Origin of the sequence: Metapseudomonas otitidis (genome assembly GCF_900111835.1) — a bacterium.
Lineage (GTDB): Bacteria > Pseudomonadota > Gammaproteobacteria > Pseudomonadales > Pseudomonadaceae > Metapseudomonas > Metapseudomonas otitidis.
Map to the genome: position 1 here is coordinate 38,604 of NZ_FOJP01000009.1, position 24,745 is coordinate 63,348.

The window sequence follows — 24,745 nt, forward strand, 5'->3', positions numbered from 1 at the left end:
CAAAAAAAGAGCGCGCATTGTCGGGGATTCGCCCAACGCGCTCAAGCCTACGCCGCCGTAGCGGGCTGGCGAGCGACTCCCTATAATGCCGCGCCTATGGCTAAGCAAAAGAAACAATCCCAAGGCTCCATCGCACAGAACAAGAAGGCCCTGCACGACTACTTCGTCGAGCAGCGCTTCGAGGCAGGCCTCGCCCTGGCAGGCTGGGAGGTCAAGAGCCTCCGTGCCGGCAAGGCCCAGCTGGTGGACAGCTACGTACTGCTGAAGGACGGCGAGGCCTGGCTGCTCGGTAGCCACATCACCCCGCTGAAGACCGCCAGCACCCACGTCATCGCCGACCCCGTGCGCACCCGCAAGCTCCTGCTGCACAAGCGCGAACTGGGCAAGCTGTTCGGCGCCGTCCAGCAGAAGGGCTACACCTGCGTCGCCCTCTCGCTGTACTGGAAGGCCCACCTGATCAAGTGCGAGATCGCCCTGGTGAAGGGCAAGAAGGAATTCGACAAGCGCGCCACGGAGAAGGAACGCGACTCCGACCGCGAGATCGAGCGCGCCATGCGCACCAAAGGCAAGGAGTGATCCTCGCCAGACAGAAACGCCGGGCATTGCCCGGCGTTTTCGTTTGCGCGCACTGACGACTCAGATGCCCTGGCGCCGCTGCGCCCGCTCCAGGCGCACCGCTTCCAGCCGCCCCTCGGCCAGCACTTCCTGCACGTAGTCGATGTGGCGATGGGACACCTCCCGCGCCTCCTCCGCACGCCGCTCGATGATCGCCTCGTACAGCGCCCGGTGCTGCGTCATCAGCATGTCGCGGGTCTCGCTGCGCTGCAGGTACATCCCGCCGATGTTGGTCACCACGTTGTGCTTGAGCAGATCGAACAACCCACGGATGGTGTGCAGCAGCACCGCATTGTGGCTGGCCTCGGCAATCGCCAGATGGAAGCGCGCATCGGCGGCGCCCTCCTCCTCCCGGGTCGCCTGGCTGCCCGGCGAATAGCAGGCCTGCAGCGCCTCGAAAGCCTCGCCCAGGCGCTCATGGTCGACCGCCGTCGCCCGCAACGCTGCGTAGTAGGCGCAGGAACCTTCCAGCGTATGGCGGAACTCCAGCAGATCGCGCTGCGCGTCGGGGTTGCCCTCCAGCAGCTTCAGCAGCGGATCGCTGAAGGTCGACCCCAGCTCCGCCGACACGTAGTTGCCGCCGCCCTGCCGGCTCACCAGCAGCCCCTTGGCCACCAGCTTCTGGATAGCCTCCCGCAGGGACGGACGCGATACCCCGAACTGCTCGGCCAGCACACGCTCCGCCGGCAGCCGCTCGCCTGCTTTCAGGGTCCCCTCGAGGATCATCGCCTCGAGGTGATCGACGATGTCATCCGACAGACGGCGCTGACGCACCTGACCGAATCCCATACCCCTCCCGAACCACCGTTCCGTTCCCGTTCCAGCCGCCTGCCATGGCAGCCCAGCTCATTCAGCGCGGCAGCCTAACCAGCGCCATCGCCATCCACAAGGCGCAGATGAGCCCCATGCGCTCGACCAAAGTTGTAGGACACGAAATTGACAGGTCAATAGGAGGGCTTTTACCCTGAGCCGTCGATTTTGTAAATTGGTAATACCAATTCGACGAAAACGCCGAACGGAGAGCAATTGCCTGCTGCTGCGCCACGAGCGCAACGACTCCGGAAGGCCAACAGGCACTCCAAAAACAATCAGGGAGCCACCCGAATGCAAGCTTGGCAACAGATCTACACCCCGCTCGGCAGCCTCGGCCTGTCCGCGCTGGTCGCCTTGATCCCCATCGTGTTCTTCTTCCTCGCCCTCGCCGTGTTCCGCATGAAGGGCTACATCGCAGGCACCATCACCCTGGCCCTGTCCCTCGCGGTCGCGATCTTCGCCTTCAAGATGCCGGTCGACATGGCCTTCGCCGCCGCCGGCTACGGCTTCGCCTACGGCCTCTGGCCGATCGCCTGGATCATCGTCGCCGCGGTGTTCCTCTACAAACTCACCGTCAAGAGCGGCCAGTTCGAAGTGATCCGCAGCTCCGTGCTGTCCATCACCGACGACCAGCGCCTGCAGGTGCTGCTGATCGGTTTCTCCTTCGGCGCCTTCCTCGAAGGAGCCGCCGGCTTCGGCGCCCCCGTAGCCATCACCGCCGCACTGCTGGTGGGCCTGGGCTTCAACCCGCTCTACGCCGCCGGCCTGTGCCTGATCGCCAACACCGCCCCGGTGGCCTTCGGCGCCCTCGGCATCCCGATCATCGTCGCGGGCCAGGTCACCGGCATCGACGCCTTCAAGATCGGCGCCATGACCGGCCGCCAACTGCCCTTCCTGTCGATCATCGTGCCGTTCTGGCTGGTGGCCATGATGGATGGCTGGCGCGGCATCAAGGAAACCTGGCCGGCCGCCCTCGTCGCCGGTGCCAGCTTCGCCATCACCCAGTACTTCACCTCCAACTTCATCGGCCCGGAACTGCCCGACATCACCTCTGCCCTGGTGAGCCTGGTGTCCCTGACCCTGTTCCTCAAGGTGTGGCAACCCAAGCGCGCCGAAGACCGCGAAGTGGTCGGCGTCTCTGGCGGTGCAGCCGTCATGGGCGGTTTCGGCGGCCCGCGCAGCACCACCCCGTCGCCCTACAGCTTCGGCGAGATCCTCAAGGCCTGGTCGCCCTTCCTGATCCTCACCGTCCTGGTCACCATCTGGACCCTGAAGCCGTTCAAGGCCCTGTTCGCCCCGGGTGGCGCGCTGGAGCACTTCGTCTTCATGTTCGCCATCCCGCACCTGGACCAGCTGGTGATGAAAGGCGCCCCCATCGTCGCCACCGCCACCGCGATTCCGGCCGTCTACAAGTTCGACCCGATCTCCGCCACCGGCACCGCGATCTTCCTCTCCGCCGTGGTTTCCATGCTGGTCCTGAAGATCAACTTTAAAAATGGTCTGACCAGTCTGAGTGAAACCTTCGTCGAGCTGAAACTGCCGATCCTCTCCATCGGCATGGTGCTGGCCTTCGCCTTCGTCACCAACTTCTCCGGCATGTCCACCACCCTGGCGCTGGTCCTGGCCGGCACTGGCGCGGCCTTCCCGTTCTTCTCGCCGTTCCTCGGCTGGCTGGGCGTGTTCCTCACCGGTTCCGACACCTCCTCCAACGCCCTGTTCGGCTCGCTGCAGGCCACCACCGCCCACCAGATCGGCGTCAACGACACCCTCCTGGTCGCCGCCAACACCAGCGGTGGCGTCACCGGCAAGATGATCTCCCCGCAGTCCATCGCCGTGGCCTGCGCCGCCACCGGTATGGTCGGCAAGGAGTCGGACCTGTTCCGCTTCACCCTGAAGCACAGCCTGCTGTTCGCCGCCATGGTCGGTCTGATCACCCTGGCGCAGGCCTATGTCTTCACCGGCATGCTGGTTCACTGACCAGGGCCGGCTGCGCGTCGGCGATGCAGCAAGGGAATGGCCTCGGGGAGGCTCGCCTACATAGGTAGGCTCGGCTCCCCCGGCCATTTCCGCCCTGTATCGCCCCAGCGCGCCCGATCCACGTTTTCTGCCAAAACGGAAGAGCCCATGATCATCTCCGCCTCCACCGACTACCGCGCCGCCGCCCAACGCAAGCTGCCGCCCTTCCTGTTCCACTACATCGACGGCGGCGCCTACGCCGAGCACACCCTACGCCGCAACGTGCAGGACCTGGCGGACATCGCCCTGCGCCAGCGCGTGCTGCGGAACATGTCCGAGCTGAGCCTCGAAACCCAGCTGTTCGGCGAAACCCTCGCCATGCCTGTCGCCCTCGCCCCCGTCGGCCTCACCGGCATGTACGCCCGGCGCGGCGAAGTGCAGGCCGCCAAGGCCGCAGCGGCCAAGGGCATCCCCTTCACCCTTTCCACCGTCTCGGTGTGCCCGATCGAAGAGGTCGCCCCGGCCATCGACCGGCCGATGTGGTTCCAGCTCTACGTGCTCAAGGACCGCGGCTTCATGCGCAACGCCCTGGAGCGCGCCAAGGCCGCCGGCGTCACTACCCTCGTCTTCACCGTCGACATGCCCGTGCCCGGCGCCCGCTACCGCGACGCCCACTCCGGCATGAGCGGCCCCAACGCACCGCTGCGCCGCGTGCTGCAAGCCATGACCCACCCCGCCTGGGCCTGGGACGTCGGCCTGCTGGGCAAGCCCCACGACCTCGGCAACATCTCCACCTACCGCGGCAACCCCACCGGCCTGGCCGACTACATCGGCTGGCTCGGCGCCAACTTCGACCCCTCCATCTCTTGGAAGGACCTCGAATGGATCCGCGACTTCTGGCAAGGCCCCATGGTCATCAAGGGCATCCTCGACCCCGAGGACGCCCGTGACGCCGTCACCTTCGGCGCCGACGGCATCATCGTCTCCAACCACGGCGGCCGGCAGCTCGACGGCGTGCTCTCCAGCGCCCGCGCCCTGCCCGCCATCGCCGACGCCGTCAAGGGCGAGCTGAAGATCCTCGCCGACTCAGGCATCCGCACCGGCCTCGACGTCGTGCGCATGCTCGCCCTCGGCGCCGACACCGTCATGCTCGGCCGCGCCTTCGTCTACGCCCTGGCCGCCGCCGGCGGCGCCGGCGTGAGCAACCTGCTGGACCTGATCGAAAAGGAAATGCGCGTGGCCATGGTGCTCACCGGCGCCAAGTCCATCGCCGAGATCAACGCCGACTCACTGGTGCGCGACCTGCCCCGCTGAACGGCGCCCATCCAAGACGAGGCCGCCCAAGCGGCCCGCACCCCACCGTTGATGACAGGACCTGACCGATGAGCCTGCCCGCCGCCTTCCTGCACACCGTCGAGCGCCTGATCCCCCGCGACCGGCGCTTCGACGATGCGCTCTCCACCCTCGCCTTCGGCACCGACGCCAGCTTCTACCGCCTCATCCCCAAGCTGGTGGTGCGGGTCGAGAGCGAAGCCGAAGTCATCGCCCTGCTCAAGGCCGCCCACGCCGAACAGGTGCCCGTCACCTTCCGTGCCGCCGGCACCAGCCTCTCCGGCCAGGCCATCAGCGACTCGGTGCTGATCGTCCTCGGTGACAACTGGAACGGCCGCGACATCCGCCAGGGCGGCGCGCAGATCCGCCTGCAGCCCGGCGTCATCGGTGCCCAGGCCAACGCCTGGCTCGCCCCCTACGGCCGCAAGATCGGGCCCGACCCGGCCTCCATCAACGCCTGCAAGATCGGCGGCATCGTCGCCAACAACGCCAGCGGCATGTGCTGCGGCACCGCCCAGAACAGCTACCACACCCTCGCCGGCCTGCGCCTGGTGCTGGCCGACGGCACCCTGCTGGACAGCGAAGACCCGGCCAGCGTCGCCGCCTTCCAGGCCAGCCACGGCGAGCTGCTGGAGCGCCTGGCCGAACTCGGCCGGCAGACCCGCGCCAACACCGAACTGGCCGCGAAGATCCGCCACAAGTACCGCCTGAAGAACACCACCGGCCTGTCCCTCAACGCCCTGGTGGACTACGACCAGCCGCTGGACATCCTCACCCACCTGCTGGTGGGCTCCGAAGGCACCCTCGGCTTCATCAGCGCCGTCACCTACGACACCGTGCCCGAGCACCCGCACAAGGCCTCCGCGCTGATCGTCTTCCCCGACGTGGAAACCTGCTGCCGCGCCGTCCCCGTGCTCAAGCAGCAACCGGTCTCCGCCGTCGAACTGCTGGACCGCCGCAGCCTGCGCTCCGTGCAGGACAAGCCCGGCATGCCCACCTGGGTCAAGGGCCTCTCCGCCAGCGCCTGCGCCCTGCTGATCGAATCCCGCGCCGCCAGCGCCAGCCTGCTGCACGAACAGCTCGCCCGCATCACCGCCTCCATCGCCGACTTCCCGGTGGAGCAGAAGGTCGACTTCAGCGAAGACCCGGTCGTCTACAACCAGCTGTGGAAGATCCGCAAGGACACCTTCCCCGCCGTAGGCGCCGTGCGCCAGACCGGCACCACGGTGATCATCGAAGACGTCACCTTCCCCGTGGAACAGCTCGCCGCCGGCGTCAACCGCCTCATCGAACTGTTCGACAAGCACCGCTACGACGAAGCGATCCTCTTCGGCCACGCCCTGGAAGGAAACCTGCACTTCGTCTTCACCCAGGGCTTCGACAGCCCCGAACAGGTCGCCCGCTACGACGCCTTCATGCAGGACGTCGCCCAACTGGTCGCCGTCGAATTCGGCGGTGCCCTCAAGGCCGAACACGGCACCGGACGCAACATGGCGCCCTTCGTCGAACTGGAATGGGGCCACGACGCCTACCAGCTGATGTGGCAGCTCAAGCGCCTGCTCGACCCCACCGGCATCCTCAACCCCGGCGTCATCCTCAGCGACGACCGCGAACTGCACCTGAAGAACCTCAAGCCACTGCCGGCCGCCGACGAGATCGTCGACAAGTGCATCGAATGCGGCTTCTGCGAGCCGGTCTGCCCCTCCAAGGGCCTGACCCTCAGCCCGCGCCAGCGCATCGTCATCTGGCGCGACATCCAGGCCCGCAAGCGCGCCGGCATCGACACCCGCGAGCTGGAAGAAGCCTTCGCCTACCAGGGCGTCGACACCTGCGCCGCTACCGGCCTCTGCGCCCAGCGCTGCCCCGTCGGCATCAACACCGGCGACCTGGTGCGCAAGCTGCGTGGCGAACACGCACACCGCCCCGGCACCGCCACCTGGCTCGCGCGCAACTTCGCCACCACCCTCAAGGGCGCCCGCCTGCTGCTGGCCACCGCCAACCTCACCCGAGCCGTGCTCGGCGCCCCACGCCTGGCGCGCCTCAGCGGAGCCCTGCACCGCGCCAGTGGCGAACGCCTGCCCCAGTGGACCCCGGCCATGCCGCAACCGGTGCGCTTCGACCCACCGGCGGCCGGCCCCGTGGGCGAGCGCCCGCGCGTGGTCTACCTCACCGCCTGCGTCTCCCGCGCCATGGGCCCGGCCGCCGGTGCCGACGAACAGATACCGCTGATGGACAAGACCCGCCAGCTGCTGGAGAAGGCCGGCTACCAGGTGGTCTTCCCCGACAACGCCGACAACCTCTGCTGCGGCCAGCCCTTCGCCTCCAAGGGCTACGCCCGCCAGGCCGACGACAAGCGCGACGAACTGCTGGCCGAACTGCTGCGCGCCAGCCGCGGCGGCCTCGACCCGATCTACTGCGACACCAGCCCCTGCACCCTGCGCCTGGTGCAGGACCTGGACGACCCCCGGTTGAAGATCCACGACCCGGTGAAGTTCATCCGCACCCACCTGCTCGACCGCCTGGAGTTCACCCCCCAGGAGCAGCCGGTGGCCGTCCACGTCACCTGCAGCACCCAGCACCTGGGCGAATCCCAGGCGCTGATCGACCTGGTCAGCCGCTGCACCCGCCAGGTGGTCGTCCCCGAGGGCATCCACTGCTGCGGCTTCGCCGGCGACAAGGGCTTCACCACCCCGGAACTCAACGGCCACGCCCTGCGCAGCCTGAAGGACGCCGTGCAGATCTGCGAGGAAGGCGTCTCCACCAGCCGCACTTGCGAGATCGGCCTCAGCCACCACAGCGGCATCGACTACCACGGCCTGGTCTACCTGGTGGACCGGGTCACCCGCCCCCGCGCGGACTGAACCTCAAGAGCCGTGCCCGGCACGGATTGCGCCCCGCCTCGAGCGGGGCATTTTTATGGTTCTTCACAGCCCTGCAACTGCGATTCCCGACAGCAACGTGCGTGCGCACGCTGCAGTGTTGCCAAGCGTGGGATGGTGGGGCGGCGACAGGTCTCCCAGCAGAAAACCTGAACCGCCCTCCCCGCCACCCTGTCCACCTTCATGAGCCCGCTTCGCGCCGGCTCGCCCATCTCGGACATCCGTGCTCCACCCGGCCTTCCCGCAAGGCCCCTCCGAGTGCCACAGAACGAAGAGAGGACCACCCCATGAAACGCACTGCCCTGCTGCTCGGCGCCACCCTGCTGGCGTCCCCCCTGGCCTTCGCCGACGACCTCTGCACCCTCAACCTGCAGAAGATCAGCGACCAGCTCGCCACCGCCACCACCCTCGGCGATCCGCTCAAGCAGGAAGTCCAGGACCTGCGCGCCAAGGCCGAACAGGCCAAGACCCACGGCGACACCGAAGGCTGCATCAGCGCCTCGAACATGGCCCTGCAACGCCTGCAGCGTCCCAACACCGACGGCGGCAGCGCCGGCGCGTCGCAGTAGCGGCAGGTAGAAGGATCGCGACAAGGCGGCCCGACAATAAGCCGGGCCGCAGAGACGGTAAGGCCCCGCCCGCGCGGGGCTTACTCGTTGGTGCGGGCGGCGCGTTCCAGCAGGGACACGGCGAGCTGCCGCAGCTGCTGCAGGTCCACCGGTTTGGTCATGCAGGCATCGGCGCCCCGGCGGCGCGCCTCGGCCAGCAGGGCGTCGTCGGCCGCAGCGCTGACCACCATCACCGGCATGCCCTGCAGGTGGGCGGAGCGGCGCACCTGGTCGAGCACCTGCAGGCCGTCGCCGTCGGGCAGGTCCAGGTCCAGCACCAGCAGCGCCGGGGTCATCTGGTCGAGGGTGGCGAGGGCGCGGCCGATGGAGCCGACCCCGCGCACGTCGGCCACTTCACGCAGCCCTTCCTTGAGCACCTTGAGGCAGGCCGGGTGGTCCTCGACGCAGAGCACTTCCGGCAGGGTGATCGCACCAATGTGCTCGTTGAGCGAGCCCTGGGGCTGGGGCGCGGCGGCGCTGGGCAGGTCGATCCAGAAGCGGCTGCCGACGCCGGGGGTGCTGCTGAAGCCGATCTGCCCGCCCATCAGCTCCGCCAATTCGCGGCACAGCACCAGGCCGATGCCGGTCCCGGGGATGGTTGAGTTCTCCCGGCCCAGGCGCTGGAACGGCTGGAACAGCATGGCCTGCTGCTCTTCGCTGAGGCCCGAGCCGGTGTCGGCCACCCACAGGCGCACGCCGGTGGCGCGCACTTCGTAGCCGAGGCTGACCATGCCCTGGGGGCTGTTGTACTTGACCGCGTTGGACAGCAGGTTGAGCAGCACCTGGCGCAGGCGGCGGGCATCGGCCATGACGAACAGCGCCGATTCGGGCGCGGCCATCATCTGCAGTTGCAGCTGGCGTGACTGCAGCTCGGGCTGGATCAGCTCGGCGCAACTGGTCAGCAACGGGCCGATGTCCACCGGTTTGAGCTGCAGCTGCTGGCGACGGCTCTCGATGCTGGAGAGGTCGAGGATGTCGTCCACCAGCGAGGTGAGGTGCCGGCTGGCGTTGACGATCTCCTGGGCGTACTCGCCCTCCTCCCGGCGCTCCTCGCGGCCTTCCGCATCCAGGGTGATGAGCTGGGCGAAGCCGTGGATGGCGTTGAGCGGGGTGCGCAGCTCGTGGCTCATGCTGGAGAGGAAGCGGCTCTTGGCCTGGCTGGCGGCCTGGGCCTCGCGGGTGGCGCGGCGCAGCTCCTCTTCCACCTCCTTGAGGCGGGTGATGTCCACGTGGGTGCCGGCCACCAGCTTGGCGTGGCCGTCGGCATCCCGCTCCAGCACCTTGCCGCGGCTGAGCAGCCAGGCGTATTGCCCATTGGCGTCGGCGAAGCGGTACTCGGCGTCGAAGTTCTCCTGCTCACCGGCGGAGAACTGGGTGCGCAGCTGGCGCAGCCGCTCGATGTCGTCGGGGTGCACGCGCTTGTTGAAGTCGGCCAGGCTGAGGTGGTCGCTGGGCAGCCCAAAGCGCCGGGCAAAGCGCCCGCTGATGCGGATGGTGTGGGCCTGCGGGTCGGTCTCCCAGATGCTCTCGGTGGTGCTCTCCAGCACCAGCTCCAGGTTGCGCTGGGCCTGGAAGCGCTCCTGCTCGCTGGCCTGCAACTGGGCGCCGGTGTGCTGCACCGCCTCGGCCATGTCGGCCAGCTCCTGGATGCCGCTCTGCGGCGCGGCGGGGTGGTAATCGCCCCGGCCCAGGCTGCTCATCATCCCGACGATGCCGGACATGGGCACCGACAGCTCGTTGGACAGGCGCCGCGAGCGCGACCACATCCAGGCGAAGAACAGCGCGTAGAAGAAGGCCAGGCCGGCGATCAGCAGGTAGCCGATCTGCTGGTAGCGCTCGGCCAGGCGGTTGGTCTCGCTGAAGATGTTGGCCTCGTCCACCACCATCATCAGGCGCCAGCCGGTCTGCGGGATCTCGGCCCAGGCGACCATCTGCTTGCGCCCGCCCAGCACCACTTCCTGCACGTTGCCCTTCTCACCGCTCATGGCCGCCAGCAGCGGGCGCATCTCGGGGAAGCGGTCGAGCTTGAAGTCCTCGGGCTTGAGCATCTCGCGGCGCACCGCCTCCTCGTAGGAGTAGCTGGTGAGCTCGCGCAGGCGGAAGTCGCGCTCGCCGGCCTCGGGCAGCGCCATGATGCTGTTGTCGCGGCTCACCAGCATGGCGTAGCCCTGCCACGGCACCTTGAGGCCGCCGATCTCCTTGAGCATCTTGTCGACGGTGATGTCGAGGCCCACCACGCCATCGAGGAAGTCGCCGGTGTACACCGGGGCAATGGCGGACATCATCCAGCCCTGCCCGGCCGGGTCCAGGTAGACGTCGGTCCAGACCACGCGGCGCAGCGGGTTGTGGGTGGCGTCGGCGAGGTAATAGAAGTTGTAGTCGGGTATCACCATGTCATGGGGATACTGCTCGGGGGTCATGAAGAAGGGGTAGATGCGGTTGTAGCTGTCCCAGGTGTTGAAGTAGACCGCCGCCATCAGCGGGTCGGATTCGCGGATGGACTTCATCAGCGGGTCCAACTGCGACAGGCGCATCACCTTCTCGCGGTCCTGCTGCGCTGGCGGGGTGCTGTTGGCATAGAAGGAGGCAGCACGGCCGTCGTCGCTGCGGGTGTAGAACACCCCGTCCGGGGTCTGCGCGTGGCGCTGGCGCTCCAGGGCGTCGGGGCGGAAGTCCTCGTGGTGCAGCGCGCGGTAGGCGGCGTCGCGGTACATCCGCGTCAGCACCTCGATGCTGTGCAGGCGCCCGTCGATGATCTTGCCCTCGCGCACCACCGCGCTGCTCAGGTCCTCCAGCGCGCTGCGCTGCAGGTAGTCCACCTGCGCATCGCGGATGGCGCCGTTGGTCAGCAGGTAGACGGCGATCAGCACCGACTCCACGAGGATCAGCGGAATCAGCGCGCTCTGCACGAACGCCCGCCAGATCCACTGGCGAAGGGGATGACGTGAACGCAGCATGGGACGCTCTCTGTAAGGGACACCCTGACGATAGCTGGCAATCATATGTCATGCGGCCAGCCCGCCCCCAATTATCGCGGGACTGTCGACGTTGCCCGGGTTTTGGCGTACGATGCGCCCCTGCTCTAGAGCGAGCATCGGGGCCGATTAGGATTCGACGCCGGTAACAAAACTCTAGGGGCATGCCGAGCTGGCAGCAGACCTCGTAAATCAGTTGCTGCACTTTAATAGTTGCCAACGACGACAACTACGCTCTGGCTGCTTAATGCGCCAGCAGTCGCTAGGGGATGCCTGTAAACCCGAAACGACTGTCAGATAGAACAGGATCGCCGCCAAGTTCGCTGTAGACGTAACGGCTAAAACTTATACAGCTCGCTCAAAGCACCCTGCCTGTCGGGCGGCAATGAGCTAACTCAGTAGACCAGGCTAAGCATGTAGTCCCGAAAGCGGAGAACTGGCGGACGGGGGTTCAAATCCCCCCGGCTCCACCAAATAAACCCCTGATTTTCCTAGAGAAATTCAGGGGTTTTTCTTTGGGTGTCGAAAAAGTGTCGAAAACGGCATTGCCGTTCAGCCTTGGCAGCAGTAATTTCTACGAGCCGTGACCCGCACTGGGCCGGTGCTTGGCCAACTCGCGTACCGCAGTTGGTACCGTGATGATTCAGTACTTGAGCACGCGGACTTCCTTGTAAATACAGGAGGCCGATGTGCCCAAGAACGCCATCAAAAAACACCGTCAATCCGCCTTCGACCGCCAACATGGGAAATGCTGCTACTGCGGCTTTTCGATGTGGCAAGGCTCTCCAGAATCCTTTGCTAAAGCCCATGGAATCTCTGAGGCCCAGGCAAGGCACTTCCGCTGCACCGCTGAACACCTGCTCGCTCGACAGGACGGAGGGACTGACTCCGAATCCAATATCGCCGCAGCCTGTGCACGATGTAATGCGCTGCGCCACCAACGCAAATCACCCCCTGAGCCCGTCAAATACCAAGCCTTGGTGCAAAGCCGCCTGGATAAAGGTCGCTGGCACTGCATCCCACCGAAAGCAAAGCTGAAGAGAAGCAAACCCGTTCATCTCAGCCCGTGAGTGGACCAAGGCGAACAGCATCCTGCAGGTGATCCGGAGCAAGGTGCGCATACCGCATCGTCATCGCAACGGTGGAGTGCCCAAGGATTTTCTGCAGGGTGAGGATGTTGCCGCCGTTCTGGATGAAGTGGCTGGCGAAGGTGTGGCGCAGGACGTGGGCAGCCTGCCCTTTCGGGAGCTTGATGGTGGTTCGCTTCAAGGCCCGGCGGAAGGATGTGATGCACGACGTGAACTGCCCGTTTGTGCGCCAGTGCTTCCTGAGCCGATCCGCAAGCTCCCTGGATATAGGGACGGAACGGACCTTACCTGACTTGGTGCCGGCATAGGTGACGACATTCCCCTTCAGGCGGTTTGGGGGGAGCTTTTCGGCCTCCGACCATCTGGCACCGGTGGCGAGGCAAAGCAGTGTCACCAGTTCGGTGTGGGGGTTCTCGCAGCCGGTGCAGATGGCGTCGAGCAGTTCGCTTATCTGGTCCTGAGTGAGTCAGGACAGTTCACGCTCTTGCAGCTTGAGCGGCTTCACGCTTGCGAGTGGGTTGTCATAGTCGAGCTGGCCCAGGTCACGCAGTTCGTTGAACACGGCGCGGATGTAGCCAAGTTCGTTGTTCATCGTCTTCGGTGACACACCCGCATCGAGACGTTTACGCCACATGGCGGAGTAGTCTGAAGCGTCGAGAAACCTTGCAATCGGGTTACGCAGACGAACAGCCACCTGCTCCAGCTTGGAGAGACGACGCTTTCCGTCACGGAGTGAGTGCCCGTGCAGGTTGTACCAGAGGCTGATCAACTCAGAGAGCCGGCGACGGTCCTTCGGTTTGGGTGTCCACGAAGGGGCCTCGATAACCCTGGCACGGCAAGTTGCTTCGAAGCGCTGTGAATCGCCCCAGACCATGCAAGTCATACAGCTAGGCGAGGCGGGAAGTTGATCTATGAGCGTGTAGCGACTGGCTCGACTAGAAGCACCCAGGCGCCGCGGGCGCAGAGTTCACTGCTATTGGTTGCGGAATAGCATTGCCCTTGACCACCGATTGCATCGGATTTGACCACCACGCTCGGCGTGGTCATGACCGACAGAGAACGACTCGAACATGCTAATGATCAGTTGGAAGTGCATATCGAACAGCTCCGCAAATTGCACCTACAACCCCACAAAACCAGTAAATATTTGAAGCATTATTAAAGTCACTCAGCAGTAGTTTTGAAGCGATTGCCGCAGTGATCCCGGCTGCTCCCCCGAGGATCGCGCCCATCCCCCACCACATATAAGTGAGGCTGCTTAATCTGACTGTTATGGCTTGAAAAATAACAAAAATCACACCAGTTATAGCGGCCACCGGCCCTCCCATCATGAATGCCGCCATAAGAGTAAAAGGGAATACCAGAGCTTCAAGACTGCCTCGAAATAAGATCAACAGACCGATGATTGGGCCAACTATTGTGAATATTAGTATGGATAGGGCACCGGATTTCATGGTTGCATTCCTTGGCACGGCAGTGAACCGATCGAGCCTCAAACTATAGCGGCATAGGCAGGAGAAGGCACCAGCGTCAAAGGAGGATCGCGGTAGCCGAGTTCAAAGGATATGAGAACCCGGCTACGACTCATCAAAAACAGTTCGGAACCGTCGTGGTTTCATCAGGCAATTCTCTGGCACCTTTCACCACGGGTTATCTGAGTCACATAACTCGTGCAGCAACTTTTTACATCAGAGCATCCTTTACTGCGCTTGCACTGACCCGGCTTTTTCTTTGGACCCTCGACTGGCTTTTGCCATACTGCCGCTCCCAATTCCCAGGATGGAGAAGCCCCCATGACACTGACGTTGGATGCCGCCAAGGCCATACGGGACGGTGGGATCGATGCGCTGGCGGCGCTGAACGACCTGCTCCAGGAGGCACTCCCGCACCTGACGGAGGCGCAGCAGGACGACCTGACCCGGATCACCGGCAAAGCCATGGGCATGATCGTCATGGACCTCATCAACCCGGCGGTGAAGGCCTATCCCGAGCTGGAGCCGGAGCAGAAGACCTGGAAGGCCGTAGCCCGGGAGACGGCCTCAAGGCGCGCAGCCCAGGCACAAGCCTGACCACAGCCTCCCCTGCCCGCCCACAAAAAAAGACGTCCGAGGACGTCTTTTTTCATGCCCGCACCCGCCAGCACGGACGAGGCGCGGAGCCCCGCCCGCCGGCACTCAGTGCAGGGCCGCCTCGCCACGGGAAGTGACCATGCGGGTGAACAGGCGGTTGGCGTTGCCCAGGGACATCAGGTGGGCATAGATCCAGCCGAGGAAGCCGGTCTTGTGCAGCTCCAGCACCTGGGCATCGTTCAGGGCGAGGAACTTCGCCTCGTCCACCGCCAGGAAGTCCGACAGCACGAAGGTCTCGCCGCTGGAGTGGGTCAGCTGCAGGGTGCGCTTGGCCAGCAGCCCCAGTTCCTCGAGCTTGAGGACGAACAGCCGGGTGCGCTCCATCTCGGCGGAGAAGTTCTGCAGGAAGTCGATCATCTCGTCGAGGAACGCGCTGTTGCCGCCCTCCTCCACGAACAGCTCACGGCCCTCGCCCTCGTTCCAGCCTTCATAGGCCGCGTCGAAGCACACGGTGAAGTTGTGGGCATCGTCCTGGGCCAGCACGAACGGGTAGCGCCGCACGAAGGCCGGGATGTAGGTGTCCGCCTGCCAGCGCTGCTGCGCGTCGAGGTAGCTGTTGGTGCCTTCCTTCAGACCGAGCAGGGCAATGGGCACCAGGCGCTCGCCTTCGCCGATGAACAGGATCGGGTAGTGCGGCGCCGCCTGGAAGAATTCCAGGCCGGCCAGGGGGACCAGGTGGGTGGAACCGGCAAAGCCGCAATGCTCCATGGCACGCAGCTTGAGCGCCTTGTGCGCATCGCGGTTGAGGGCCTGGATGTCCTTGTAGAGCAGCAGGGTGGTCATGGGTATCTCCGTTGCATCACTCAATGCAGTGCCAACCGGGCCAGCGACTGCCCGCAGCCAGGTCCGGCACCACGTCCTTGAAGGGTGGCGACCACAGGGCCGGCACTGAAAGGCCGGCCCCGGTTGAAGCGGATAGCGACGCGTTGCAGGCCAACACCGGCAAGACCGAGCGCCACGGCCCGGCCGTGATCGAACAACGCGAACGGTTCGCCGACGCTCACCCTAGCGCCGAAGCATTGCAAGATTGCACGCCAAAACCCGAAGCGAAATACCCGCTCGAAAACTCTGCCTCAGCAAACGGCCTCTACCGATTGACCGATGGCCAAACCGAGGCCCCGCTCAAGCCCATGAAGGAAAAAGGCTTGCTGCAGCAACACGATCAACGTCGGCGCGCCTTCTACACACTCGGTCCGACTGCTGGAGCCTGATTGGCTTTTGGCTGTTTTTGGATGTTTTTGGATGTTTTTGGATGATCCAGCCCAAAACAGGGCGTCTCTGACGTCGGGTCATAGCCTCGACGAGCCCACATAAACCGAACCCCATAGCCGGCGGCGCCTGCCGCCGACTCCAGCGTCCGAGCCGCAGCCGCTCGCTTACAACTCCACCTGCCCGAAACGCTCTTTCAGCCGATCGACCGTCCAGCGCCATTTCGGCGTGGTGGGGCGGCAGATGGTGTTCTGGTTGCCGAACAGCCCCACCTCCTTGACCGCCTCGTTCAGCGGCAGGCTGTACAGCCACTGCACCGGCACGAAGTACTCGCAGCGCTCGGGGTCGTCGGCCTGGTCGCGGTGGTAGTCGGCTTGCAGCACGGCCAGGGCCGGGCGTTCCTCGCCGTTGACCGACAGGCAGAAATCCTTCGCCGGGGTGGCATGGCCGGTGACCGTGGCCACGCCGACATAGCCCGCGCCGGGCACGTTGACCCACAGGCGGTCGCCCGGGCCCACCAGCTTCAGGCTGTTGCTGTACCAGCTGCCGCCGCCCCCGCAGATGAAGCCGTAGCGCTGCGCCTCCGGCCAGGAACGGCTCGCACCGTGGCCGAAGGAGCAATAGAACTCGCCATTCCACGGCTCGGCCGGCATGCCCGGCTTGTGGGCGCTGCTGGCCTGCGGCGCCTCGGCCGGGTCCAGCAGCCAGGCGCGGCTGATCAATTGCTGCTCACCCAGCTGGAACACCTGAAAGCACAGCACGTTGATGGCGATGTCGCGCTCGCTCAGGTAGCCCACGATGCGCTCGCTGCTGGCATCCAGCTCGGCCGCCACGATGACGATCTGGTGGCTCTGGTTCAGCGCCTCGGCCTCCAGCGGCGTGCCGAAGCGCGCCTGGAAGTCCGCCGCCAGGTCCGCACCGGGCTTGAAGCGCTGGTAGATCGCCTCGATGTCGTTGGCCTGCAAGCGCTCCACCCACACCGCGTAGTCCAGCGCCTGGGCCACCACCTCGCGCGGGGTGCGCTCGCGCTTGAGTTCGATCAGCACCAGCGAAGCATCCGGCGCCAGCGCCAGCAGGTCGATGCGCCCGCCCTGGCCGGTACTTTCCTGGCGGCCGATCAACAGCCAGTCCTCGGAGAGCAGCGCCGGGGCGCTGACGATCATGTCTTCAAGAAACTGCTCACTGGCCAGCAGCGCGCTTTTCAGCGGCGCGGGCTGCGCGCCGACGGTCCAGATCTGGGTGCGAATGGGCATCCCTGCACTCCTGTTAGTTAAGTCACGGCCTGCTCTGCCATTTGAACGACCGAGGATTCCTCGGTAGTTGCGTCGCGGCTCAGCTCGCCATCCTCAAAGAAAATCTTCAGGTGCAGGCTGGCGTTGCCGGTGCTTACGTCGAAGAACCTCGTCAGCGCGAGCATCCCTGCACTCCTGTTGGTTTGGGTCTGTACGAAAAGTCGCCAAGCGAAGGCAAGAACAGAAGAAGAAGCGGAGCTTACTGCTGTGAGTGAGCATTTTTGAGTCTGTTTTTAACGCAGCATCAGCGAGCGCAGACACTGGTTGTATGCGAGACCGGCACTGAAATGCCGGCCCGATTGAAGCGAATACCGATGCATCACAAGCCGACATAGGCAAGACCGAGCGCCACGGCGCCCTGCCGTGATCGGACAACGCGAACGATTCGCCGAAGCTCATCCTTGCATACAGCCCAACAAACGCATTGCGGCGGAGAGGGTGGCCACTTATTTCGCTTGCCTCCCACGGAACTGACCAAGCACTCAAACCGGCTGAATTGCTAGACTTCGCCGCTTTGGCGCACCTGACGCGCCTGGCGTAGCTCGAAAGGAATTTCCCCGATGTCAGCCCTCTCCGCCCTCCTGAATGCGTACCGCTCCGCGTCTGTCACGGAACGTGAAAAAGGCACCTACTTCGAAGAACTGACCTGCACCTACCTGCGTAACGAGGCCACCTACAAAGACCTCTACGACAAGGTATGGACCTATGCCGAATGGGCGAAGGAACAGGGCCTCAGCGGCAAGGACACGGGCATCGACCTGGTAGCACGTACGCGCGGCACCGGCGAGTTCCATGCCATCCAGTGCAAGCTGTACGCCGAGGATTACCGCGTCCAGAAGAAAGACATCGACAGCTTCTTCACCGCCTCGGGCAAGGCACCGTTTTCGCACCGCCTCATCGTCACCACTACCAACAACTGGAGCGAGCACGCCGAGGACGCCTTGCAGGGCCAGCAGCCTCCGGTCAGCAAGATCGACCTGCAAGCCCTGGAAGACAGCCAGATCGACTGGGCCAAGTACCAGCCCAAACAAGCTATTGCCCTCAAAGCCAAGAAGCAGCTGCGCGAGCACCAGCAGAGCGCACTGAATGCGGTGGCCGCAGGGCTGAAGGAAGCAGAGCGCGGCAAGCTGATCATGGCCTGTGGCACCGGCAAGACCTTCACCGGCCTCAAGATCGCCGAGCGCCTGGCTGGGAAAGGCAAGCGCGTACTCTTCCTGGTACCCAGCCTGTCCCTGCTGTCGCAGACCCTGACCGAATGGACACAGGAAAGCGAAATTCCGCTTCACAGCTTCGCCGTCTGCTCCGACAGCGACGTGGGCAAGAGGCGCAAGGCCGAGGATGACGCCGTCCAGGTCTTCACCCACGAATTGCGCTACCCGGCTACCACCAAGGCCGACCGCCTCGCTGCAGAAATGCAGAAGCGCCATGACGACGAGCACATGAGCGTGGTGTTCTCCACCTACCACTCCATCGACGTGATCAGCCGTGCCCAGCACGAACAAGGCCTGGCCCCCTTCGACCTGGTCATCTGCGACGAGGCCCACCGCACCACGGGCGCCACCTTTGATGAAGAGGACGAAAGCACCTTCGTCCGCATTCACGATGCCGACTACATCCGCGCCACCAAACGCCTGTACATGACCGCCACGCCTCGCATCTATGGCGACAACGCCAAGATCAAGGCCGAGTCGGGCGAAGTCACCCTCTGCTCCATGGATGACGAAGCGCTGTACGGCAAAGAACTGTTCGTCATCAACTTCTCCGAAGCCGTCCAGCGCGGCCTGCTCACCGACTACAAGGTGCTGGTCCTCACCGTTGAGGAAAGCGTCATCAACCGTCGACTTCAGGAAATGCTGAAGGACGAGAACAACCAGCTGAAAGTCGACGACGCCGCCAAGATCGTCGGGTGCTGGAAGGCTCTGGCCAAGCAGGGCCTGCACGAACAGCTGATTGGTGATGACGAGCCGATGAAGCGCGCCGTGGCCTTCTGCCAAGTCATCTCGCCCAACTACAAAGGCACCAAGCACAAGGTCAGCTCCGTCAACATCGCCAACATGTTCCAGTCCGTGGTGGAGGCGTATCAGGAGTCCGAAGAGATCGACGAAGCGTCCCGGCTGATCTGCGAGGCCGAGCACGTCGACGGCGGCATGAATGCCAGTGCCAAAGAGGCCAAGCTCAAGTGGCTCAAGGATGAACCGCCCGCCAACACCTGCCGCATTCTCAGCAACGTGCGCTGCCTCTCGGAAGGGGTAGACGTACCGGCGCTGGACGCCGTGCTCTTCCTCACCCCGCGCAACTCCCAGGTGGACGTGGTGCAGTCCGTGGGCCGCGTGATGCGCAACGCACCGGGCAAGAAGCGGGGCTACGTCGTGCTGCCGGTGGTCATCCCGGCTGGCATGGAGCCCCACGAAGCGCTCAACGACAACCAAACCTACAAAGTGGTCTGGCAGGTGCTCCAGGCGCTGCGCTCACACGACGACAGCTTCGACGCCATGATCAACAAGCTCGATCTGAATGTCCCGAACCCGCGCAAGATGGAAGTCATCGCCATCACCGACAAGGCGGTGAAGAAGGCGAAGAAAGCCAGCGGCATCAGCAATGGCCTGGCCGGTAAAGGCCAGTACGGCATCGGCGAAAAGCGCTCCAAATACGATGTAGAAGGCCAAATGACGCAGCAGGCTGAACTGGCCTACGAAGTGGGTGAGATTGAGAAAGCCATCTACGCCAAGATCGTCGCCAAGTGCGGCAACCGCTACCACTGGGAAGACTGGGCCAACGACATCGCCAAGATCGCCCGCACCCACATCGACCGTATCCACGCCATCCTGGAAAACCCGGCCAACACCCAGGAGCAGGCCGCTTTCAACGCCTTCGCCGCCGAGCTGCGTGACGACCTCAACGACAGCATCAGCGATGGCGATATCGTCGAAATGCTTGCCCAGCACCTGGTAACCAAACCGGTATTCGACGCGCTGTTTAAGGAATACAGCTTTGCCAGCCACAACCCTATGTCCAAGGCCATGCAGGGTGTGCTGGACGCGCTTCATGAGCACCACCTAGCGAAAGAAGCCGACACCCTGGAGAAGTTCTACGCCAAAGTGCGCCAGCGTGCCGCCGACATCGACAATGCCCAAGGCAAACAAAAGATAATCGTCGAGCTGTACGACAAATTCTTCCGCAACGCCTTCCCCAAGATGACCGAGCGTCTGGGCATCGTTTATACCCCGGTCGAAGTGGTCGACTTCATCCTCCACAGCGTCAATCACCTGCTGCAACAGGAGTTCGGCCAAACCTTGGGCAGCAAGGGCGTTCACATCATTGACCCCTTCACCGGCACCGGCACCTTTATTACCCGCCTAATTCAATCGGGTCTAATCAAACCGGAAGAACTGCCCCACAAGTACAAGCACGAAATACACGCCAATGAGTTGGTACTGCTGGCCTATTACATTGCTGCCATCAATATCGAAGCGGCCTACCACGGCGAAGTGCTCGACGAATACACCCCGTTTGAAGGCATCTGCCTCACCGACACCTTTCAAATGTATGAGAAAGATGATTTGGTCGACGCCCTGCTTCAGGACAACAGCGCCCGACGTAAGCGGCAGAAAGCGCTGGATATAAGAGTGATTGTGGGCAATCCGCCCTACTCTGTCGGGCAGAAGAGCGAGAACGACAATAACGATAACGTCGAGTACCCCACGCTCGACGCGCGCATCCGTTCTACCTACGCGGCACGATCCCAAGCCATGCTCTCCAAAGGGCTATACGACAGCTATATCCGCGCCATTCGCTGGGCCAGCGACCGTATTGGTGATGCTGGCATCATTGGATTTGTAACCAACGCGGGCTTCCTGGACGCCAGCACCACAGATGGACTGCGCAAGTGCCTGGCGGATGAGTTCTCTAGCCTCTATGTGTTCCACCTGCGCGGCAACCAGCGCACCAGTGGTGATACGTCACGCAAGGAAGGCGGAAAGATCTTCGGCAGTGGCAGTCGAGCCCCTATCGCCATATCACTGCTGGTCAAGAATCCGGCTTTGCTAGATCACGGTCAGATCTACTTCCACGATATCGGTGACTATCTGAGTCGCGAAGACAAGCTGGAGAAGATCGCCGGTTACGCCAGCGTCGCGGGCATTGAGCAATGGCAGAGAATCACCCCGGACGAGCACGGCGACTGGTTGAAGCAACGTGACAACAGCTTCAATCAATTCATCGTCTTGGGTGACAAGAAGGGCGATGCGCCCAAGCTGTTTGAAAACTTCTCGCTGGGCGTAGTGACCAACCGCGATGCCTGGGCCTACAACGCTAGCCAGTCCAAGCTGGCAACCAACATGACCAGCATGATCGGCTTCTACAACGGCGAGGTGGCGCGTTTCAATGCGAAGTATCCGGGGTTGGATACCAAGACCCGTCAGGCACAGGTGGATGGTTTCATCGACACCGATCCGACCCGAATCAGCTGGACGCATAACGTCAAACAGGACCTTGTCAGAAATCACATCTATGCCTTTGAAAGCGGAAATATGGTTTCTAGCCTGTATCGCCCTTTCACCAAGCAATGGCTGTATTACAACCGCCGCTTCAACGAGAGGGTCTACCAGATGCCACGCATCTTCCCTGATGCCAGCGCGGAGAATTTGGTGATTGGGGTTTCTGCCGCTGGAGAGAAGGTAGCCTTTAGCGCTTTGATTTCACGTCATGTGCCCAGCCTTCACTTCGTGGATATCGAAGGCTCGCAATGCTTTCCGCTCTACCTCTACGACGAAGCAGCCCAAGCCTCAGATAACGACCTTTTTGCGGAGCCTGATGAAGGCGGACTGCGTCGCCGCGACGCCATCACAGATGCAGGTCTGGCGCACTTCAGAAACGCTTACCCAGACGAACAGATCAGCAAAGAAGACCTGTTCTACTACGTCTACGGCATCCTTCACTCCCCGGAATACCGTGAACGCTTTGCCGACAACCTCAGCAAGGAACTGCCGCGCATTCCAGCAGTGAAGAAGGCAACCGATTTCTGGGCATTCAGCAAGGCTGGCCGCGCCCTCGCCGACCTTCACCTGAACTACGAAACCGTCGCCCCCTACCCGCTGACCATCGAAGCCAAGGGCACGCTGTCCAACGCTGACTATCGTGTGGAAAGGATGAAGTTTGCCAAGAAAGGCGACAAGAGCACCGTCATCTATAACCACCGCATCACGATCAAGGGCATCCCCGAAGCCGCCTGGGATTACGTGGTCAACGGTAAGGCCGCGCTGGACTGGGTGATGGAGCGCCAGGCCGTGCGCCCTGACAAAGCCAGCGGCATCGTTAACGACGCCAACGACTGGGCCATCGAGACCATGGGCAACCCCAAATACCCACTGGAGTTGTTCCAGCGTGTGGTCACCGTCAGCCTGGAAACACAGAAGATCGTCGCCAGCCTGCCGCCCTTGGATATCTGATCCCCCCTGCACTGCTCGCAAAAAAGACGCCTTCGGGCGTCTTTTTTGTGGGTGGCCATATTCCACCATTGAGCGACGTTGAGAGCCGAAGCGTTGGCCTTGTGCAGTCAACAGGCGCCCCTAAATCGCCCCGCCCTACCTCAACTCCACCACCCTCGGCTCGGTATCCGGGTAGTAGATCGTCAGGGCGTTGTCGTTGGCGTCGGTGACCAGCCAGGGGTGGGTGAGGTAGGTGTCGAAGCGCTGGCGTTGGCCGGCGCGCAGTTCCTTGTAGAGGACGCGTTGGCCTTCGTAGTTGAGCCAGTACAGCTTGCGGGTGGCGCGGCTGTGGTTGATGAAGGTGATGACAGTCGTCTGCTCGCCGCTGATGGAGTAGGCGAGGTTCTTGGTTTCGGCTTCGTGCAGGGTGGCGGCCAGCAGGGGGTGGCTGGCCAGCATCAGCAGTGCGAGGCACCAGGCGCGTTTCATGGGGGCTGTCCTTGGGCGCGGGATGCGCTGGGTCGGGAGGGCAGGATATGCGCTCCTGCTTTCTCCCGGCGTGCAGGCCGCCACAAATGCGTGGGACGCCCGGTGCTTCAGTCGCTCGGGCTCAGGGGCAGCAGGGTGCGGATGGTGTCCCAGAAGATTTCGTCCGGGAAGTCGCCGCCGTTGACGGCGTCCATGACGAGGAAGTGGCCGCTCTCATACACCCCGGCCATCGGCACGACGAGCCCGAGCACGTGGTAGATGCCCCAGGTGGACGTCGACTCGGCGGCCCAGCGCAGTTCCATGACCACGGTCTGGCCGAGATAGTCCAGCGCGGCAGCGGCGTTGGACACGGGAAGTGCCTGCATCCGAGATCCCTCCTTGGGTACGCGCCCAGGCTGGCCTTCACCCGCAAGGGACGGGTTTACCTCCACAGCCCATGGCTTTTATTGCACTATGTTCAACTTTTCGGGGTACGCAGCTCCCGGCACAAGCCAGGAACCTGCGTACATTACAACGGATAATACATTTTGTACGGTATTTTTGTACAGTACAAATGACACGCTATAGATCGATATGGAATCAATAGACGATCGGATCAGAGCTCTCGTCGACATCACCGGCCTGGATGAGCTGGTGAGAACGACGGACATCAGCGGCACCCGCTGGAGAACGGTTCGCTACGACAAGCGCACCCGCATCAGTACCCAGGAAATGACGGCCCTCGTGCAGCTCTACCCGCAGTACGCGCTGTGGCTCGCCAGTGGCGAGATCATCCCCGAGAAGGGCCAGACCAGCCCGGCCTACGACGCGCAACAACAACCCAACGCACTCCATTGACCCGCTCCGCCGACCGGGCCCGTCTGCTCATCAAGCAGATCGGCCCCAAGAAACTCAGCGTGTTGAGCGGCACCGAGCACAGCCGTTGGCTCAACGTCAGCAAAGGCGCGGTGCGCGTCAGCAGCGAAGAGATCGACGTGCTGGTGCAGCTCTACCCGCAGTACGCGCTGTGGCTCGCCAGCGGCGAGATCATCCCCGAGAAGGGCCAGACCAGCCCGGCCCACGACGCCCAGGCCGCCGACCCCGCCGAGTAATCCCCCCTCCTCCCCCTGCGCCGTTGCGCCATCCGACAGGCTGCGCGCGGCGCTGGGTTACCATGCGCGCCTTTTCGTTCTGCTGGCGGCTGGCCCCTATGTCTTCCAACGCGCTCTACACCGACCTCTCCGCCTACTACGACCTGATGTGCGCGGACATCGACTACCAGGCCCAGAGCCATTGCGTGCGGCGCCTGCACCAGCTGTTCGGCACCTCGGGGCGGCGGCACCTGGACCTGGCCTGCGGGACGGGGCCCCATGTGCGGCACTTCCTCGATTTCGGCTACGCCAGCGCCGGCCTGGACATCAACCAGCCGATGCTGGACCTGGCCCGGCTGCGCTGCCCCGAGGCGCAGTTCAGCCGGCAGGACATGGCCAGCTTCACGGTGGACGCGCCCCAGGACCTGATCACCTGCTTCCTCTATTCCCTGCACTACAACCCGGGCCTGGCGCCGTTGCAGGCCTGCCTGGAGCGGGTGCACGGGGCGCTGGCGGCGGGCGGGGTGTTCTGCTTCAACACGGTGGACAAGCGGCAGATCGACAACCAGTCCTTCGTGCGCCATTCGGTGGAGCACGAGGGCAGCGCCTTCACCTTCGGCTCCGGCTGGTTCTACCGGGGCGAGGGGGAGCAGCAGGCGCTGCGCCTGTGCATCGAGAAGACCACCGACGGCGTCACCCAGCGCTGGGAGGACGAGCACCCGATGGTCGCCACCGGCTTCGACGAGCTGCAGCAGCTGCTGGCGCCGCACTTCGAGGTGCAGGTGTTCGAGCACGACTACGAGCGCATCACCCCCTGGGACGGCCGCTCCGGCAATGCGCTGTTCGTCTGCGTGAAGCGCTGAG

21 protein-coding genes, 1 other RNA gene and 1 pseudogene are annotated in these 24,745 nt (G+C 63.7%); 13 read left to right on the plus strand and 10 right to left on the minus strand.

Annotated features, from left to right (window positions below; genetic code table 11):
* The first annotated feature begins 96 nt into the window (after window positions 1–96).
* The gene (gene smpB, locus BM198_RS12820; RefSeq protein WP_044413676.1) at window positions 97–576 is read left to right on the plus strand and encodes an SsrA-binding protein SmpB; all 480 of its coding nucleotides are present in this window, start codon (window positions 97–99) and stop codon (window positions 574–576) included.
* A gap of 60 nt (window positions 577–636) precedes the next feature.
* On the opposite strand, the gene BM198_RS12825 is transcribed toward smpB, so the two are convergent.
* Entirely contained in the window at window positions 637–1,404 is a 768-nt protein-coding gene (locus BM198_RS12825) for an FCD domain-containing protein (protein WP_074970396.1), read from the minus strand.
* 315 nt (window positions 1,405–1,719) lie between these two features.
* On the opposite strand from BM198_RS12825, the gene BM198_RS12830 reads away from it, so the two are divergent.
* From BM198_RS12830 to BM198_RS12845, 4 genes are all read left to right on the plus strand, one after another.
* Window positions 1,720–3,405, plus strand: coding sequence for a lactate permease LctP family transporter (locus BM198_RS12830; protein WP_074970398.1), 1,686 nt, complete (start codon window positions 1,720–1,722; stop codon window positions 3,403–3,405).
* Window positions 3,406–3,552: 147 nt separating this feature from the next.
* The gene (lldD, locus tag BM198_RS12835) at window positions 3,553–4,698 is read left to right on the plus strand and encodes an FMN-dependent L-lactate dehydrogenase LldD (protein ID WP_044413668.1); all 1,146 of its coding nucleotides are present in this window, start codon (window positions 3,553–3,555) and stop codon (window positions 4,696–4,698) included.
* A gap of 68 nt (window positions 4,699–4,766) precedes the next feature.
* Complete coding sequence (locus BM198_RS12840; RefSeq protein WP_074970400.1) at window positions 4,767–7,577, plus strand: FAD-binding and (Fe-S)-binding domain-containing protein; 2,811 nt, start codon at window positions 4,767–4,769, stop codon at window positions 7,575–7,577.
* Between the two features lie 305 nt (window positions 7,578–7,882).
* Window positions 7,883–8,164: a hypothetical protein gene (locus BM198_RS12845; protein ID WP_044413662.1), complete on the plus strand. Its 282-nt coding sequence runs from the start codon at window positions 7,883–7,885 to the stop codon at window positions 8,162–8,164.
* 80 nt (window positions 8,165–8,244) lie between these two features.
* Here the strand turns inward: BM198_RS12845 and BM198_RS12850 are convergent, their stop codons facing one another.
* A complete protein-coding gene (locus BM198_RS12850; RefSeq protein WP_074970402.1) occupies window positions 8,245–11,160 on the minus strand; it encodes a sensor histidine kinase in 2,916 nt (971 codons plus the stop codon).
* Between the two features lie 139 nt (window positions 11,161–11,299).
* Here BM198_RS12850 and ssrA point away from each other — a divergent pair.
* Together ssrA and BM198_RS12860 are read left to right on the plus strand one after the other, a co-directional pair.
* Window positions 11,300–11,651, plus strand: a transfer-messenger RNA (tmRNA) gene (gene ssrA / locus BM198_RS12855).
* Between the two features lie 216 nt (window positions 11,652–11,867).
* Window positions 11,868–12,248 (plus strand): HNH endonuclease, encoded by a 381-nt coding sequence (locus BM198_RS12860; protein WP_074970404.1) that lies wholly within the window; start codon window positions 11,868–11,870, stop codon window positions 12,246–12,248.
* Here the strand turns inward: BM198_RS12860 and BM198_RS12865 are convergent.
* The 3 genes and pseudogenes from BM198_RS12865 to BM198_RS29620 form a co-directional block, all read right to left on the minus strand.
* Window positions 12,238–12,720: pseudogene (locus tag BM198_RS12865) on the minus strand (tyrosine-type recombinase/integrase); the annotation flags it as partial. The gene BM198_RS12860 and the pseudogene BM198_RS12865 sit on opposite strands and share 11 nt — an antisense overlap.
* Before the next feature lie 12 nt (window positions 12,721–12,732).
* Window positions 12,733–13,149, minus strand: a complete 417-nt coding sequence (locus BM198_RS30845; protein ID WP_455709726.1) for a phage integrase — start codon at window positions 13,147–13,149, stop codon at window positions 12,733–12,735.
* Window positions 13,150–13,339: 190 nt separating this feature from the next.
* Entirely contained in the window at window positions 13,340–13,720 is a 381-nt protein-coding gene (locus BM198_RS29620; RefSeq protein WP_139233618.1) for a hypothetical protein, read from the minus strand.
* 339 nt (window positions 13,721–14,059) lie between these two features.
* Between BM198_RS29620 and BM198_RS12870 the strand changes: the two genes are divergently transcribed.
* A complete protein-coding gene (locus BM198_RS12870) occupies window positions 14,060–14,335 on the plus strand; it encodes a hypothetical protein (RefSeq protein ID WP_044413657.1) in 276 nt (91 codons plus the stop codon).
* A 105-nt stretch (window positions 14,336–14,440) separates the two neighbouring features.
* Here BM198_RS12870 and BM198_RS12875 read toward each other — a convergent pair whose 3' ends face one another.
* Window positions 14,441–15,178 carry a SapC family protein gene (locus tag BM198_RS12875; RefSeq protein WP_074970407.1) on the minus strand — a complete coding sequence of 246 codons (738 nt, stop codon included), beginning with the start codon at window positions 15,176–15,178 and terminating at the stop codon, window positions 14,441–14,443.
* A 143-nt stretch (window positions 15,179–15,321) separates the two neighbouring features.
* Here BM198_RS12875 and BM198_RS29625 point away from each other — a divergent pair, with 143 nt between their 5' ends.
* On the plus strand, window positions 15,322–15,606 hold the full coding sequence (locus BM198_RS29625; RefSeq protein ID WP_139233619.1) for a hypothetical protein: 285 nt from the start codon (window positions 15,322–15,324) through the stop codon (window positions 15,604–15,606).
* A gap of 165 nt (window positions 15,607–15,771) precedes the next feature.
* Here BM198_RS29625 and BM198_RS12880 read toward each other — a convergent pair whose 3' ends face one another.
* Window positions 15,772–16,857, minus strand: a complete 1,086-nt coding sequence (locus tag BM198_RS12880) for an endonuclease NucS domain-containing protein (RefSeq protein WP_074970409.1) — start codon at window positions 16,855–16,857, stop codon at window positions 15,772–15,774.
* Between the two features lie 17 nt (window positions 16,858–16,874).
* Complete coding sequence (locus BM198_RS29630) at window positions 16,875–17,021, minus strand: virulence RhuM family protein (protein ID WP_208610363.1); 147 nt, start codon at window positions 17,019–17,021, stop codon at window positions 16,875–16,877.
* A 435-nt stretch (window positions 17,022–17,456) separates the two neighbouring features.
* On the opposite strand from BM198_RS29630, the gene BM198_RS12885 reads away from it, so the two are divergent.
* Complete coding sequence (locus tag BM198_RS12885; RefSeq protein ID WP_074970410.1) at window positions 17,457–22,343, plus strand: DEAD/DEAH box helicase; 4,887 nt, start codon at window positions 17,457–17,459, stop codon at window positions 22,341–22,343.
* 135 nt (window positions 22,344–22,478) lie between these two features.
* Here the strand turns inward: BM198_RS12885 and BM198_RS12890 are convergent, their stop codons facing one another.
* Window positions 22,479–22,811, minus strand: coding sequence for a VHL beta domain-containing protein (locus BM198_RS12890; RefSeq protein ID WP_083422380.1), 333 nt, complete (start codon window positions 22,809–22,811; stop codon window positions 22,479–22,481).
* Window positions 22,812–22,918: 107 nt separating this feature from the next.
* Window positions 22,919–23,176, minus strand: coding sequence for a hypothetical protein (locus tag BM198_RS12895; RefSeq protein WP_069566654.1), 258 nt, complete (start codon window positions 23,174–23,176; stop codon window positions 22,919–22,921).
* A 208-nt stretch (window positions 23,177–23,384) separates the two neighbouring features.
* On the opposite strand from BM198_RS12895, the gene BM198_RS12900 reads away from it, so the two are divergent.
* The 3 genes from BM198_RS12900 to BM198_RS12910 all read left to right on the plus strand — a co-directional run bounded on the left by BM198_RS12900 (window position 23,385) and on the right by BM198_RS12910 (window position 24,744).
* Window positions 23,385–23,648, plus strand: a complete 264-nt coding sequence (locus BM198_RS12900; RefSeq protein ID WP_074970412.1) for a hypothetical protein — start codon at window positions 23,385–23,387, stop codon at window positions 23,646–23,648.
* Complete coding sequence (locus BM198_RS12905) at window positions 23,645–23,902, plus strand: DNA-binding protein (protein WP_074970414.1); 258 nt, start codon at window positions 23,645–23,647, stop codon at window positions 23,900–23,902. The genes BM198_RS12900 and BM198_RS12905 overlap by 4 nt, the downstream gene beginning before the upstream one ends.
* A 98-nt stretch (window positions 23,903–24,000) precedes the next feature.
* Window positions 24,001–24,744, plus strand: a complete 744-nt coding sequence (locus BM198_RS12910) for a class I SAM-dependent DNA methyltransferase (protein ID WP_074970416.1) — start codon at window positions 24,001–24,003, stop codon at window positions 24,742–24,744.
* The last annotated feature ends 1 nt before the right edge of the window (window position 24,745 follow it).